Here is a 14,234-nt window from a genome sequence, read left to right as displayed (position 1 = left end):
CGTCCGCCGCGCGGCGCGCCAGCCCGCGCCGGCACCGGCCCCGCCGACGCCGTCGGAACGCGCCGCCGCCGCGGCCGCAGTGCTGAACGAACAGAAGCTCGGCTACCGCGCGATGCCGAGTCCGACGACGCTGCGCAGCGGCGCCTCGCCGCTCGATAGCTCGCAATCCGTCAATGTCGTGCCCGAGCAGGTGCTGAAGGATCAGCTGCCGCGCAATCTCGACGACGCGCTCGCCAATGTCAGCGGCGTCACCCAGACCAACACGCTGGCGGGGTCGTTCGACGCCGTGATCCGCCGCGGCTTCGGCGACAATCGCGACGGCTCGATCATGCGCAACGGCATGCCGCTGGTGCAAGGCCGCGCGCTCGGCGCCGACGTCGAAAGCGTCGAAGTCCTGAAAGGCCCGGCCTCGCTGCTGTACGGCATCCAGACGCCCGGTGGCATCGTCAACACCATCAGCAAACGGCCCGAGCTGTATCAGCACGGCTCGCTGACGGTGATCGGCTCGACCTTCGGCGGCGGCAAGAACGGCAGCCAGGCGGTCGTCGACGTCACCGGCCCGATCGGCGACGGCGGTATCGCCTATCGGTTCGTCGGCTCGGGACTCGATGAAGACTACTGGCGCAATTTCGGCGCCAACCGCGAGGTGCTGGTGGCGCCGTCGCTGGCCTGGTACGGCGACCGCACCACCATTCAATTCGGCTACGAGCATCGCGAGTTCAGCTATCCGTTCGATCGCGGCACGTCGTTCGTGAATGGCGCGCCGCTGGCGATCCCGGCGACGCGCCGGCTCGACGAGGCGTTCAACCGGACCTGGGGCAAATCGGATCTGGTGCAGGGCTCGATCGAGCACCGGCTCGACGACAATTGGAAAGTCACCGCCGCCTACAGCTTCAATAGCGAGACCTACGACGCCAATCAGCTTCGCATCACCTCGGTCGACGCCCGCACCGGCGTCGAGCGCCGCAGCAATGACGGCACCAAGGGCGCGATGGCTTACGTCAGCTACGGCACGTCCTATCTGCAGGGCAATGTCTGGCTCGGCGATTTCCGCAACGAGCTGTTGATCGGCGGCGACGCGCAGCGCCGCGTGATCTATCGTCAGGATCTGATCCGCCAGGCGACGCCGAATTTCAACTTCTACAATCCGACCTACGGCCTGGTGCAGCCCGGCACCACGGTGTCGCCCACCGACAGCAACCAGACCGACCAGCTCGAGACCCGCTCGGTGTTCCTGCAGGATACGCTGCATCTCACCAACTGGTTCTCGCTGGTCGGCGGCCTGCGCTGGATGGAATACGACCAGCTCGCCGGCCGCGGCCGGTCATTCGTCGCCAACACCGATCTCGACGGCAGCAAGGTGCTGCCGCTGGCCGGCGCGATCCTCAAGCTGAACGAGCAGGTCTCGCTCTACGCCAGCTATACCCAGTCGCTGCAGCCGACCTCGAGCATCGCGCCGCTGACCGGCGGCTTCGTCATCGGCTCCAACATCGCGCCGGAAGAAGGCACGCAATACGAAGCCGGACTGAAATTCGACCTCAACAAGCGGCTGTCCGGCACGCTGGCGGTGTACGACATCGACAAGAAGAACGTTCTGGTGTCGCAGTTCAACGCCGCGACCGGCCTCAACGAATATCGCGCCGCCGGCAAGGTGCGTTCGCGCGGCGTCGAGTTCGACGTCACCGGCCGGCTCGACGACCACTGGAGCACGATCGCCAGCTACGGCTACACCGACGCGATCGTCACCGAAGACCCGGCGCTGGTCGGAATGCGGCTGCAGAACGTCGCGATGAACACCGCTTCGCTGTTCCTGGTCTATGATTTCGGCACCGCGCTGCCCGGCCGGCTGCGCGTCGGCGGCGGCCCGCGTTATGTCGGCGATCGGCCGGGCGACAGCGCCAATTCCTTCGTGCTGCCGTCCTACACCGTCGCGGATATCTTCGCCAGCTACCAGACCCAGACCGGTCCGTTCCCGGTGACCTATCAGTTCAACGTCAAGAACCTGTTCGACACCGTGTACTATCCGTCCGCCGTCAACACGCTGAACGTCGCGGTCGGCGACGCACGGCGGTTCTCGCTCGCCGCCACGGTGAAGTTCTGATGAAGGCGCCGCTGCAGCGCGACGGCATGGGCGGAGCCTGAGATGCGCGCCGCGGTGAAAGCCACGTTGTTCCAGCTGCACTCGATCGTCGGCTTGGTGCTGGGGGCGGTGCTGATGCTGATCGGCGTCACCGGCGCGATGATGAGCTTCGAGGACGAGATCCTCGCCGGGCTCAACGCCGGCGTGATGCATGTCGAGCCGCGTACGGCGCCGCGGCTGGCGCCGGACGAACTGGTCGCGCGGCTGCAGGCGGAGTCTTATGGCCCGGTCGCCTCGATCACGCTGTCGCGAGATCCGGCCGCCGCGGTGCGCATCCGCTTCGCCCGCAACGAGGATCGCTCGCGGCCGTCGTCGCTCTATGTCGATCCGTATGACGGCCGCGTGCTCGGCCATCCGGTCGGCGAAGAGTTCTTCGCGACGGTGCTGAAGCTGCATCGTTGGCTGCTGCTGCCGGGCGACGGCAAGGGCTATGGCCGGCTGATCACCGGCATCACGGCGATCGGGCTGCTGGCGATGTTGATCAGCGGCCTGGTGCTGCGCTGGCCGCACCGGCCCGGCAGCCTGAAGATCTGGCTCAAGCCGAATCTGCGATTGCACGGCCGCGGCCTGCATCGTTCACTGCATTCGGTCGTCGGCACCTGGGTGATGCTGATTTATGCGGTGATGGTGCTGACCGGCCTGTGGTGGTCGTTCGACTGGTACAGGGCCGGCGCCATTTGGCTGTTCGCGCGCGCACCGGCCGCGGCCGAGCCGATCAAGGCGAAGGCGCCGGGCGGCAAGATGGCCCGCACTGAGCGGCCGAATGCCGGCTCGGCGCCGGCTGCGCAATTCGACCGCGCCTGGGCCGCCTTGCTGCAGGACCGCGGCGACAACTTCGCCTCGGCGCGGCTGACCTTGCCGAGCGGCGGTGAGCCTACCATCCGGGTCCGAGCCTGGTTGACCGACGCGGCCGATGGTCGCCGCGACGAATTCAAGATCGACGCCGCCACCGGCGTCATCCTGTCGCGCGAGCTTTACGCCGACAAGACCACCGGCGAACGGATGCTGTCGCGCGTGCTCGACATCCATCGCGGCAACATTCTCGGTGTACCGGGCAAGCTCGTCTTCATGCTCGCCGCGCTGTCGATGCCGCTGTTCGGCATCACCGGCCTGCTGCTGTACCTGTCCCGCCGCCGCCACAAGCGGATGGCCACCGCCGCGATGACGCGGCTGGTGCCGGGGGAATAACGCAGGCTTCGCGCGCTCGCGCTGCGGACGTCGATGGCGACCCCGCGTGCATATCCACACGCACAGCCCTCATCCTGAGGAGCGCGCCATCGGCGCGCGTCTCGAAGGATGGCGACAGGTGAGCACGGCCCATCCTTCGAGACGCCGCGCGTTGCGCGGCTCCTCAGGATGAGGTCGAGTTCGTGGAGAGCGGAGCGCGGCCGCCTGGTCCAGTCAGCCCGCAACGCTGCAATGCAGCGACGTCTGCGGCGTGCCGCTGCGTTGCGCCGCGCAGTCTGGAAGGGTTATAAACCGCGCCGTTGTGATGATCTGGATCTCTCCGATGAGCCGGCGGTGCCTATGAGGGTGATGCTGGCGATCTTCAAGCTCGACAAGCAGGGCGGCAAGGAGCGCGATTGTCTCGCGATCGCGCGGCATCTTGCGGCGCGCGGCCACGACGTCACCGTGCTGACCACCTCGGCCGAGGTGCCCGGCATCGGCGATCTGCGGATCGAAAAGCTGCGCGCCCGCGGCTTCGCCAATCACGTGCTGCTGCGCGAATTTGCCCGCGCCGTCATCGCCCATCGGCAGCAGGCGGCCTCCGCCGTGCTGCTGTCGTTCGAACGCATTCCCGGCTGCGACTATCACTACGTCGCCGACGGCGCCGCGATCCTGCGCGACTGGCGGCTGCTGGCCTGGCCGCCGCGCCGCCGCACCCGGCTGGCGCTGGAGCGCGCGCTGTTCGCCTCGCCGTCGACCACCGGGTTGCTGTTCCTCACCGAGCGCCAGCGCGACGAGTACTTCATCGCCTATGATTTCGAGCCGTCGCGCGCCAGCGTGCTGCCGATGGTGCTGCACGACGACCGCTACACGGCCTCGCGCAATCGCGGCGCGACGCGCTGGCGCGCCGATCTGCGCATTCCCGACGACGCGCTGCTGGCGGTGTCGGTCGCGGTCGATCCGAAGCTGAAAGGCGTCGATCGCAGCCTTGCGGCGCTGAAGCTCTATCCCAAGCTGCACCTCGTCGTCGCCGGATCGGATTCCGCCTGGCTGCATCGCCATGTCGTACGCCACGATCTCGAGACCCGCGTCCGCATCGTGCCCTATGTGGCCGAAGTGATGGATCTGATCGCCGCCGCCGACTTCATGCTGCACCCGGCGCGCTCCGAAGCCGCCGGGCAGGTGATCGGCGAGGCGCTGCTCGCCGGCGTGCCGGTGCTGGCCAGCGCGGCCTGCGGCTATGCGGGCGAGATCGAGCGCAGCGGCGCCGGTCTGGTGATTCCGGAGCCGTTCCAGCACGAGGCGCTGGTGAACGGTCTCGCCACGATGATCGACACGCTGCCGGCGCTGCGCGAGGCCGCCGCCGCGCGGTCGAACAGTCTGCACCAGCATCGCGGCGCGTGGCTCGCCGCCGTCGCCGAGCGGCTCGAAGGCGCCGCAGTCTGAGATCGGGTGGATCGCAGCGGCCACTGCGGTTAGTCTAGTCGTTCACCGGATCAGTCACGGACCATCGCCATGACGCCGCACAGCTACGCCATGTTCGACACCGCGCTCGGCCGCTGCGGCATCGCCTGGGGCGACCGCGGCATCGTCGCCGTGCAGTTGCCGCAGCCGAGCGAGGTGCAGACCCGCGCTCGCATCGTTCAGCGCTACGGCGATGTTGCCGAAGCCGTCCCGCCGCCCGACGTGCAGCACGCGATCGACGGCATCGTCGCGCTGATCGCCGGCGAGCCGATCGACCTCACCGGCGTCGCGCTCGATCTCGACGACGTCTCCGATTTCCAGCGCGGCGTCTACGACATCGCCCGCTCCATCCCGCCGGGCCGCACGCTGAGCTATGGCGACATCGCCAAACGACTCGGTGGAGTCGAATTGTCGCGCGAGGTCGGCCAGGCGCTCGGCCGGAATCCGATCCCTATCATCGTACCGTGTCACCGCGTGCTCGCGGCCGGCGGTAAGCCGGGAGGGTTTTCGGCGAATGGAGGGGTCGCCACCAAGCTGAAGCTGCTGGCGATCGAGGGCGCGGTCGTCAACTACACGCCGAGCCTGTTCGATTGAGTTGCGAACCTGTGGCAAAATCGCTGCCACAGGTTTGCCTCAAGCCGAAAAACGGCCTCAAGCGGCCGGCGGCACCGAGATTGCGATCGATTCGCGCTGCATCATGCGCTCGTTGAACGCCGCCAAATTCGGATAAGCCTCGCGCCAGCCGCAATCGGCAAACCGGAAATCCGCATAGCCGAGCGCGCAGGCGAGCGCGATCTGCACGATGTCGAAAGGTCCGCTCAGGACTTTGTCGTTCGCGTTGAATTTGGCGAAGCCGGTCCAGGCGCGGTTCCAGTGATCGTCGTACCAGGCCTGCCAGAACAGCGGCTGCGGCCGCACCAGCTTTTCGTAGCGGCACAGCAGCATCGAATCCATCGTGCCCTGCAGCAGCGAATGATCGCTGCGCACCCGCCAGCGCTCCGGCCCCGAGGACGGGATCAGCTTGCCGCCGCCCGCGAGGTCGTCGAGATATTCGGCGATGACGTAGGAGTCGACGATCACTTCGCCATTGTCCAGGATCAGCGCCGGCAGCTTCTTCAGCGGATTGACCTGCCGCATGTAGTCGTCGTTCGGCTGCCCCGGCACGGTCGCGGCCGGGATGAATTCGATCTTGTCGATCAGTCCCAATTCGATCGCCGCGATCCGCACCTTGCGGGCGAACGGCGAAGCGGGGGAGAACGAGAGCTTCATGGAAGTCCCTTTCGGACTGCGGCTTTTCAACACCACGACCTCATCCTGAGGAGCCCGGCGCAGCCGGGCGTCTCGAAGGATGGGCCGCACGCACTCACCTGTCGCCATCCTTCGAGACGCGCTCCTGCGGAGCGCTCCTCAGGATGAGGCCAGTAGTTGCGGCGCTCGTCGCTACGCCGCGACGATGGTCTGCTTCTGCTCGCCGAGGCCTTCGATGCCGAGGGTGACGACGTCGCCGACGTTGAGGAACTTCGGCGGCTTCATGCCCATGCCGACGCCGGGCGGCGTGCCGGTGGTGATGATGTCGCCGGGCAGCAGCGTCATCAGTTCGGACAGATAGGACACGATCTTCGGCACGTTGAAGATCATCGTCGCGGTCGAGCCGGTCTGGCAGCGCTGACCGTTGACGTCGAGCCACATGCCGAGCTTGTGCACGTCGCCGATCGCGTCCTTGGTGACGAGCCACGGGCCGAGCGGGCCGAACGTGTCGTGCGACTTGCCCTTGGTCCACTGGCCGACGCGCTCGATCTGAAACGCGCGCTCGGACACGTCGTTGCAGACCGCGTAGCCGGCGACGTAGTTGAGCGCGTCGGCTTCGGAGACGTATTTGGCGCGGCTGCCGATGATGATCGCCAGCTCGACTTCCCAGTCCAGCTTGGTCGAGCCGCGCGGCTTTTCGACATCGTCGTTCGGCCCGCACAGCGAACTCACGGCCTTCATGAACACGATCGGCTCGGCCGGGATCGGCATATTGGCCTCGGCGGCGTGGTCGGCGTAGTTCAGGCCGATGGCGATGAATTTCGGCGTACCGCCGACCGGCGAGCCGAGCCGCGGATTGCCCGGGACTTCCGGCAGTCCGTTGGTATCGAGCGCGGCGAGCTTGGCGAGACCGGCGGGCGAAAACGCCTCGCCGGCGAGGTCCGCGACCTGACCGGAGAGATCGCGCAGCTTCCCGGATTGATCGATCAGACCGGGCTTCTCGTGACCCATCGCCCCGTAACGAACCAGCTTCATGCCGCGCATCCTCCCATGTTTGTTGCGGTTACTTCATGGAACAGCGCCGCGCCAAATTCAACCGGCGCGGCCGCGGGCGCGCCATGCAGACCGGCGTCACGGCACCGACACGAACCGGAAGGCGTCGCCGTCGCGAACGATCCGGCCGGGACCGAAATGACCGCCGAACACCAGGGTCTGCGTATCGGCAAAGCGCCCGAACAGCGTCCGCCGCGTCTCGGTCGATTGCTGCGCGTCGGTGTCGAAGCTCGACGCCCAGTCGAGATGTGCCATCTGGCAGGGATGATGCGCGGCGTCGCCCGACAACAACGCCTCTGCGCCGTCGGAGCGGATGTGCAGCGCCATATGGCCCGGGCTGTGCCCCGGCGTCGGGATCAGCGTGATCTCCTCGGTCAGCCGGGCATCGCTGTCGATCAGGTCGACCTTGCCGGCGTCGACGACCGGCTGCACCGAGTCCGCGAACACCGCGGCGTGGGCCGCGTCGGTGCTGTGCGTTTTCCAGTAGTCGTATTCGCCGCGGCCGAAGACGTAGCGGGCGTTGGCGAAAGTCGGCACCCAGCGGCCATCGACCAGTCTGGTGTTCCAGCCGACGTGGTCGACATGCAGATGGGTGCAGACCACCGTGTCGATGCTGTCGGCTGGATAGCCGGCCTTTTCCATGTCCTGCAGAAACGGCTTGTCGAGCCCGTTCCAATGCGGCACGCCGCGGCTCTGCTTGTCGTTGCCGATGCAGGTGTCGACCACGATCCGGCGGGTCGGCGTCTCGACGATCCAGGAATGCACCGACATCGTCAGCCGGCCTTCGGGGCTGGCGAAGTCCGGGATCAGCCAGGGCATGTCGCGGATCTGGTCCGGGGTCGCCTGGGGCAGGATGAAGCGCGTGCCGCCGGTCAATTCCATCTCGACGATTTTGCTGATTTTGACCTTGCCGATCGTCCAGGCCATCCCACGTCTCTCCCTATCGTTGTGTTTTGCCGGACCATGCTGGTTTTGGCCGAATGGTGCAACGGATCATCCGCTGCGCTGGCGCGTTGGTCGCGGCGCTGGAATTTCAGACGATGGGAGATCTCCGATGCCCGAACTCGCGATTTCGACCGACAAGGTCGGCTTTCTGATCGAGAAGGCGCGTGAATACGACGCCAAGGAAGGCGCCAGCGACGTCGATTCCGGATCGAACGGCGCCGACGACAACATGATCGACGTGCTGGAAGACGGTGGCGCCGATCCGGTGGTGCAGGAGATCGCCGGCTTCATCAGCGCGATGACCGAGGAGGAGCAGATCGATCTCGTTGCGCTGATGCGGCTCGGTCGTGGTGACGGCACGATCGACGAGTGGGACGATCTGCGCAGCGAGGCCGCCGATGGCCGCAATGGGCGCACCGCTCGCTATCTGCTCGGCGAGCCGCTGCTCAGCGACTATCTCGCGGCGGGGCTCGACGAGTTCGGCCTGTCGTGGACAGACGAGCGTACGACGCCCGTGGTGTGATCGGCGTCACGCGTGGTTCTGCAAGCCGAATCATGCTCGCGGTTCGCATGAAGCCGCGAGTCGCGGTGGACTGTTTACATCCCTGTCGCGCCCTTGATACCGTTGCGCAGGTCTCAGATGAGCTTGGCTAGCGAAGCTCCGTTCGATGGTCCGTATTTTGTTTGGACTGTGCTCGCATTCGTACTGAAACTACGCCGCACAGACCTCGTACCTTCCCGAGGATGAGATTTTTTACCGACGGTTCCGAGCGGCCGCGGTCTATCCTTTCCCGGTGCATCAGCTTCAAGGTGGAGTTGGAGAAGGTTGATGAGGCTGGGGGCTGACTTCGATCATCGTGAGTTCCTGACCAAGCCGGGCGTCGGGCGATCTGTCCTCCGCTTTGCGCGCGATCAGGTGGTGTTTTCCCAAGGCGATCCCGCCGACAGCGTGTTCTTCCTGCTCGACGGTCGGATCAAGGTCGTCGTGCTGTCGGCGCAAGGCAAAGAGGCCGCGACCGGGCTCGTGCATTCAGGGCAGTTCTTCGGCGACGGGTGTCTGGTCGGTGACGACACGCGATGCGCAACGACCATCGCGATGCGCGATTGTGTGGTGGCGTCGATCAGCAAGTCGCTGATGGGCGAGACGCTGCGCACTGAGCCGGATTTCGCCGCGATGTTCATCCGCCATCTGCTGCTGCGCAACCGCGGAATGGAAGAGGATCTGATCGATCAGCTTTTCAACTCCAGCGAGAAGCGGCTGGCCCGGCTGCTGCTGCGGCTGTCCAAGCTGGACAACAACGGCTCGCAGCCGATTGCACCGCATATCAGCCAGGAGACGCTGGCCGAGATGATCGGCACGACGCGGTCGCGTGTCAGCTTCTTCATGAACAAGTTCCGCAAGCTCGGCCTGATCAGCTACGACCGCAACATCGAGGTCCATCCGCGGCTCGTCACGATGCTGCAGGACCACTCCGAGGCCCGCGGCTGAGCCGCGGGCGATCGCTCTCCGCCCTTCAGTCAAGCAGAGCTCCGCTGCGCGGTGCATCTCGCCCCGCTGTCGCGCCGCCCCTATAGTGCGACGCGGGCAGGGAGGCATGACGGCAGATGGATGCAGAGTGGCAGGACAGATCCGCGATCCGGGATCTGATCGAGAACTGGGTGGTGTGGCGCGATGCCGGCGATTGGGAGCGCTTTCGCACCGTGTGGTTCGACGACGGCCGGATGATGGCGACCTGGACCCAGGGCACCGCCGACGAATTCATCGCGATGAGCAAGGCCGGCTGGGCCAAGGGCGTTTCGATCCTGCACTTCCTCGGCGGTCAATCGATCGACCTCGCGGGTGATCGCGCGATCTCGCAGACCAAGATGACGATCTCGCAGCGCGCGAGCGTGCACGACGTCGTGGTCGACGTGGTTTGCACCGGCCGGTTCTACGATTTCGTCGAGAAGCGCGATGGCCGCTGGGGACTGGTGCTGCGCCAGCCGATCTATGAGAAGGACCGCATGGACCCGGTCGATCCGGCGGCGAAGCTGGCGCTCGACCCGGCGCTGCTGGCGCGCTTCCCCGAAGGCTACCGGCATCTCGCATATCTGCAGAGCCAGATCGGCTACCCGATCAAGCCCGACATGCCAGGCCTCAAAGGCGACGCCGTCGAGCGGCTTTACGCCAGCGGCGCGGCGTGGTTGCGAGGCGAGGCATTGGACCGCTGAGCGGCAGATCTGGCCATCCTTCTTGCGAGTAAAGCAATCCAGTCCCGCGCATTGGCCTGGATTGCTTCGCTTCGCTCGCAATGACGGTGAGGATGCGATATTTCGTGAACCAAGGCCCTTGAGCCGTCGCGTAAAAGAAACTTGGGAGATCAGAAATGCCCGACTTCATCACCCTCGATGCGCTGGTGCAAAAGACCGCGCAGGCGGCGCCGGATCGGCTTGCGGTGATCGATGGCGAGCGGAAATTGCGCTACACGGAATTCGATGCGCTGATCGACCGGGTCGCGGCTGCGCTGCAGCGCGACGGCGTCAAGCCGACCGATACGATCTCGGTCTGCGGGCTGTCCTCGATCGAATATGCCGCGACGTTCCTCGGCGCGCTGCGCGTCGGCGTCGCGGTCGCGCCGCTGGCGCCGTCGTCGACGCCGCACGACTTCGCCGCGATGGTGAAGGATTCTGCCGCGAAGATCCTGTTCACCGACGACTTTGCCGCCGCCGCGATGAAGGACGCGGCGATCGACGCGGGCGTCAAGCGCGTCGCGCTGGATGATGGCGGCAGCGGCACGTCCTTCAGCAGCTGGCTGGCGCCGGAAGGCGCGCAGCCGACGCCCGTCACCGTCGATCCGGAGTGGGTCTTCAACATCATCTATTCGTCCGGCACCACCGGCACGCCGAAGGGCATCGTCCACACGCACTATCTGCGCTGGCGGCAATACGGCCAGCTCGATCCGCTGGGCTATGGGCCCGACGCAGTGACGCTGCTGTCGACGCCGCTCTATTCCAACACGACGCTGGTCTGCTTCAACCCGACGCTGGCCGGCGGCGGCACGCTGGTTCTGATGAAGAAGTTCGACGCCAAGGGCTTCCTCGACCTGGCGCAGAAGCACCGTGTCACCCATGCGATGCTGGTGCCGGTGCAGTATCGCCGCATCATGGCGCTGCCGGAGTTCGGCAGCTACGACCTGTCGTCCTTCGTGATGAAGTTCTGCACCTCGGCGCCGTTCGCGGCCGAGCTGAAGCGGGACATTCTGGCGCGCTGGCCGGGCGGCCTCACCGAGTACTACGGCATGACCGAGGGCGGCGGCTCCTGCGCTCTGCTGGCGCACGAGCATCCGGACAAGCTCGGCACCGTCGGCCAGCCGATGCCGGAGCACGAGATCCGGCTGATCGACGAGGACGGCAATTTCGTGCGGCCCGGTGAGATCGGCGAAATCGTCGGCCGCTCCGCGGTGATGATGAAGGGCTATCTCAATCAGCCGCAGAAGACCGCCGAGACGCTGTGGATCGACAAGGACGGCAATCGCTGGGTGCGCACCGGCGACGTCGGCCGGTTCGACGCCGAGGGTTTCCTGACGCTGATGGACCGCAAGAAGGACATGATCATCTCGGGCGGCTTCAACATCTATCCGAGCGATATCGAGGCGATCGCCAGCCAGCATCCGGCTGTGCTGGAAGTCGCGGTGGTCGGCATGCCGTCGGAGGAATGGGGCGAGACGCCGGTAGCGTTCGCGGTGGCGCGGCCCGGCCATTCGCTCGATCCCAATGAGCTGAAGAGCTTCACCAACGCCAAGGTCGGCAAGACCCAGCGGCTCGCCGACGTCGCGATCGTCGACCAGCTGCCGCGCAGCGCGATCGGCAAGGTGCTGAAGCGCGAACTGCGCGACCAGCGGCTGGCGTTGAAGGCGGCGTCGTAGCCTACCCCGACAAACTCACGGCTCGTCATTCCGGGGCGCCGCGCAGCGGCGAGCCCGGAATCCATATCCACTAGCATCGCGGTGAAGCTTTAAGCCGCGCCGCTTGAAAATCACCTTCAGCACAGGGCTTATGGATTCCGGGCTCGCGCTTTGCGCGCCCCGGAATGACAGAAGAAAGGCTGAGTGCGAACTCGCCTCAATAATGCGGCGGGCGCTCGTTGATCGGGGCGACGCTGGTTTCGGCCTGCTCGAGCCGTTCGGTCAGCGCCGCGATCTGCCGCGTCAACGCGTCGATCTGCTTCCACTGCGCCGTCACGGTCTGGTTGAGCGTTTCGATCGCCTCGTCCTGATAGGTCAGGCGGATTTCCAGGGCTTCGATCCGGTCGGTGGGGGATTGCTGATCGGTCATCGAACCGCTCCAGAGTTGCGAGCCCCGCGGATCGGAGCGGGCGCCTCGATCTATCAGCCGCACGCTCCCGGCGAAACCCTCTGAAGCGCCTATGGCGGGGTGCCGGGGCGGCCCGGTCGAGGATTGCTCATTCCCGCCGGAATATGCCAATTAGGCCGGCGCCGAAGCGCGGCGCGGTGAACCAAAGAGCCTGTTCCCATGAGGAATTTTCACTTCGCCGGCCGATCCACGGTCCATGCCCGCAACGCCATGGTTGCGACCTCGCATCCGCAGGCGTCGCTCGCCGCGATTGAAGTCCTGCAGGCGGGTGGCACGGCCGCCGACGCGGCGATCGCCGCCTCCGCGCTGCTGGCTGTGATCGAGCCGCAGTCGACCGGCATCGGCGGCGATTGCTTCGCGCTGTATCAGCCCAAGGGCACCGGCAGGATCGTCGCCTATAACGGCTCCGGCCGTGCGCCGGCCGCCGCCAAGGCCGAATGGTTTCTGGAGCACGGAATCGATGCGATTCCGCTCACCAGCCCGCATTCGGTGACCATTCCGGGTGCGATCGATGCCTGGGCCACCATCCTGCGTGACCACGGTCGTTTCGGCCTCGACAAGCTGCTGCAGCCGGCCATCAAGGCGGCCGCCGAGGGTTACGTGGTGGCGCCGCGCATCGCCTTCGATTGGAAGCACGGCTTCGAAAAGCTGAAGAAGGGTGCCAACACCGCGCGCTATCTGCTGCCGCATGGCGAGATCGCAAAGACCGGCGACGTCATCACCCAGCCCGAGCTGGCGGCCACGCTCAAGCTGATCGCCGACAACGGCCCGGACGCGTTCTACAAGGGCGCGGTCGCCGAGGACATGGTCGAAACGCTGCGCAAGCTCGGCGGACTGCACACGCTGGAAGATTTCGCCGAGCACGGCACCGAGACGACCTCGCCGCTCGGCACCCTCTACAAGGGCTTCGACGTCTGGCAGTGTCCGCCGAACGGTCCGGGCATCACCATGCTGGTGATGCTGAACATCCTCAGCCGGTTCGACCTCGGCAAGTTCGACCCGCTCAGTGTCGAGCGCTTCCACCTCGAGGCCGAGGCGAGCCGCATCGCCTTCATGATGCGCGAAGAACATATCGGCGATCCGGCGCATGTCGATATCGACGTCGTCCGCATCCTGGCCCGCGAATTCGGCGAGGAGCATTGCAGCAAGATCGCGCTCGACAAGATGCTGGATTTACCGCACGTCGCGCCGCCGATGAATCCGTCGACCGTCTACATCACGGTGGTGGACGAGGAGCGCAACGTCTGCTCCTTCATCAACTCGATCGCGCATTCGTTCGGCTCGGCGATCATCTCGGAGAAGACCGGCGTTCTGCTGCAGAACCGCGGCGCCGGCTTCCGGGTGCAGCCCGGCCATCCGAACTGCATCGCGCCGAAGAAGCGCCCGCTGCACACCATCATCCCGGCGCTGGCGACCGAAGGCGGCCGAGCGCGGATGTCGTTCGGCGTGATGGGCGGGCAGTATCAGCCGGTCGGTCAGGTCCACGTGCTTACCAACGTGCTCGACTACGGCATGGACATCCAGGAGGCGATCGATCTGCCGCGCGGCCTGCACTACGAGAGCGTCTATCAGCTCGAGGACGGCGTGCCCGCCGCGACCGTTGAAGGCCTGAAGGCACTCGGCCACAAGGTCGCATCGGTCGGCACGCCGCACGGCGGCGGGCAGGGCATCTGGATCGATTGGGACAAGGGCACGCTCACCGGCGGCTCCGATCCCCGCAAGGACGGCTGCGCGCTGGGGTATTGAGGCTAAGTAAGGCGAAGCATCGGTTGCCCCCTCCCCCTTGCGGGGAGGGCGGCCGAGCGAAGCGAAGGCCGGGTGGGGGGCCACGGGTCGCAGCGCTCGCGGACCCCCACCCCCGACC

At 66.2% G+C, this 14,234-nt stretch carries 13 protein-coding genes; 9 read left to right on the top strand and 4 right to left on the bottom strand.

Annotation, left to right across the window (positions count from 1 at the left end; all coding sequences use genetic code 11):
- From IP86_RS23105 to IP86_RS23090, 4 genes are all read left to right on the top strand, one after another.
- A partial coding sequence (locus tag IP86_RS23105; protein ID WP_054164782.1) for a TonB-dependent siderophore receptor occupies positions 1–2,101 on the top strand: 2,101 nt, incomplete at its 5' end.
- 42 nt (positions 2,102–2,143) lie between these two features.
- Positions 2,144–3,328 carry a PepSY-associated TM helix domain-containing protein gene (locus tag IP86_RS23100; protein WP_054164781.1) on the top strand — a complete coding sequence of 395 codons (1,185 nt, stop codon included), beginning with the start codon at positions 2,144–2,146 and terminating at the stop codon, positions 3,326–3,328.
- A gap of 339 nt (positions 3,329–3,667) precedes the next feature.
- Positions 3,668–4,753 carry a glycosyltransferase family 4 protein gene (locus IP86_RS23095; RefSeq protein ID WP_054164780.1) on the top strand — a complete coding sequence of 362 codons (1,086 nt, stop codon included), beginning with the start codon at positions 3,668–3,670 and terminating at the stop codon, positions 4,751–4,753.
- Positions 4,754–4,822: 69 nt separating this feature from the next.
- Positions 4,823–5,365 carry a methylated-DNA--[protein]-cysteine S-methyltransferase gene (locus IP86_RS23090; RefSeq protein WP_054164779.1) on the top strand — a complete coding sequence of 181 codons (543 nt, stop codon included), beginning with the start codon at positions 4,823–4,825 and terminating at the stop codon, positions 5,363–5,365.
- A gap of 57 nt (positions 5,366–5,422) precedes the next feature.
- Here IP86_RS23090 and IP86_RS23085 read toward each other — a convergent pair whose 3' ends face one another.
- The 3 genes from IP86_RS23085 to IP86_RS23075 all read right to left on the bottom strand — a co-directional run bounded on the left by IP86_RS23085 (position 5,423) and on the right by IP86_RS23075 (position 7,999).
- Positions 5,423–6,040 carry a glutathione S-transferase family protein gene (locus IP86_RS23085; protein WP_054164778.1) on the bottom strand — a complete coding sequence of 206 codons (618 nt, stop codon included), beginning with the start codon at positions 6,038–6,040 and terminating at the stop codon, positions 5,423–5,425.
- 171 nt (positions 6,041–6,211) lie between these two features.
- Positions 6,212–7,054: a fumarylacetoacetate hydrolase family protein gene (locus IP86_RS23080; RefSeq protein ID WP_054164783.1), complete on the bottom strand. Its 843-nt coding sequence runs from the start codon at positions 7,052–7,054 to the stop codon at positions 6,212–6,214.
- A gap of 96 nt (positions 7,055–7,150) precedes the next feature.
- Positions 7,151–7,999, bottom strand: coding sequence for an MBL fold metallo-hydrolase (locus IP86_RS23075; protein WP_054164777.1), 849 nt, complete (start codon positions 7,997–7,999; stop codon positions 7,151–7,153).
- Positions 8,000–8,126: 127 nt separating this feature from the next.
- Here IP86_RS23075 and IP86_RS23070 point away from each other — a divergent pair, with 127 nt between their 5' ends.
- The 4 genes from IP86_RS23070 to IP86_RS23055 all read left to right on the top strand — a co-directional run bounded on the left by IP86_RS23070 (position 8,127) and on the right by IP86_RS23055 (position 11,922).
- Positions 8,127–8,540, top strand: coding sequence for a DUF3775 domain-containing protein (locus IP86_RS23070; RefSeq protein ID WP_054164776.1), 414 nt, complete (start codon positions 8,127–8,129; stop codon positions 8,538–8,540).
- Positions 8,541–8,846: 306 nt separating this feature from the next.
- On the top strand, positions 8,847–9,506 hold the full coding sequence (locus tag IP86_RS23065) for a Crp/Fnr family transcriptional regulator (RefSeq protein ID WP_054164775.1): 660 nt from the start codon (positions 8,847–8,849) through the stop codon (positions 9,504–9,506).
- A gap of 116 nt (positions 9,507–9,622) precedes the next feature.
- Complete coding sequence (locus tag IP86_RS23060) at positions 9,623–10,228, top strand: nuclear transport factor 2 family protein (RefSeq protein WP_054164774.1); 606 nt, start codon at positions 9,623–9,625, stop codon at positions 10,226–10,228.
- A gap of 155 nt (positions 10,229–10,383) precedes the next feature.
- Positions 10,384–11,922 carry a class I adenylate-forming enzyme family protein gene (locus IP86_RS23055; protein WP_054164773.1) on the top strand — a complete coding sequence of 513 codons (1,539 nt, stop codon included), beginning with the start codon at positions 10,384–10,386 and terminating at the stop codon, positions 11,920–11,922.
- 196 nt (positions 11,923–12,118) lie between these two features.
- Here IP86_RS23055 and IP86_RS23050 read toward each other — a convergent pair whose 3' ends face one another.
- Complete coding sequence (locus tag IP86_RS23050; protein WP_054164772.1) at positions 12,119–12,331, bottom strand: SlyX family protein; 213 nt, start codon at positions 12,329–12,331, stop codon at positions 12,119–12,121.
- Positions 12,332–12,529: 198 nt separating this feature from the next.
- On the opposite strand from IP86_RS23050, the gene ggt reads away from it, so the two are divergent.
- Positions 12,530–14,116, top strand: a complete 1,587-nt coding sequence (gene ggt / locus IP86_RS23045; RefSeq protein WP_054164771.1) for a gamma-glutamyltransferase — start codon at positions 12,530–12,532, stop codon at positions 14,114–14,116.
- Positions 14,117–14,234 lie beyond the last annotated feature (118 nt).

Origin of the sequence: Rhodopseudomonas sp. AAP120, from assembly GCF_001295845.1 — a bacterium.
Classification (GTDB): Bacteria; Pseudomonadota; Alphaproteobacteria; order Rhizobiales; family Xanthobacteraceae; genus Rhodopseudomonas.
This window is presented reverse-complemented; position numbering and strand designations above follow the sequence as displayed.

Coding starts and splice junctions, on each gene's coding strand:
- IP86_RS23090 (WP_054164779.1), top strand. CDS start 4,823: ATGACGCCGCACAGCTACGCCATGTTCGACACCGCGCTCGGCCGCTGC.
- IP86_RS23100 (WP_054164781.1), top strand. CDS start 2,144: ATGCGCGCCGCGGTGAAAGCCACGTTGTTCCAGCTGCACTCGATCGTC.
- IP86_RS23075 (WP_054164777.1), bottom strand. CDS start 7,999: ATGGCCTGGACGATCGGCAAGGTCAAAATCAGCAAAATCGTCGAGATG.
- IP86_RS23060 (WP_054164774.1), top strand. CDS start 9,623: ATGGATGCAGAGTGGCAGGACAGATCCGCGATCCGGGATCTGATCGAG.
- IP86_RS23095 (WP_054164780.1), top strand. CDS start 3,668: ATGAGGGTGATGCTGGCGATCTTCAAGCTCGACAAGCAGGGCGGCAAG.
- IP86_RS23080 (WP_054164783.1), bottom strand. CDS start 7,054: ATGAAGCTGGTTCGTTACGGGGCGATGGGTCACGAGAAGCCCGGTCTG.
- IP86_RS23070 (WP_054164776.1), top strand. CDS start 8,127: ATGCCCGAACTCGCGATTTCGACCGACAAGGTCGGCTTTCTGATCGAG.
- ggt (WP_054164771.1), top strand. CDS start 12,530: ATGAGGAATTTTCACTTCGCCGGCCGATCCACGGTCCATGCCCGCAAC.
- IP86_RS23085 (WP_054164778.1), bottom strand. CDS start 6,040: ATGAAGCTCTCGTTCTCCCCCGCTTCGCCGTTCGCCCGCAAGGTGCGG.
- IP86_RS23055 (WP_054164773.1), top strand. CDS start 10,384: ATGCCCGACTTCATCACCCTCGATGCGCTGGTGCAAAAGACCGCGCAG.
- IP86_RS23065 (WP_054164775.1), top strand. CDS start 8,847: ATGAGGCTGGGGGCTGACTTCGATCATCGTGAGTTCCTGACCAAGCCG.
- IP86_RS23050 (WP_054164772.1), bottom strand. CDS start 12,331: ATGACCGATCAGCAATCCCCCACCGACCGGATCGAAGCCCTGGAAATC.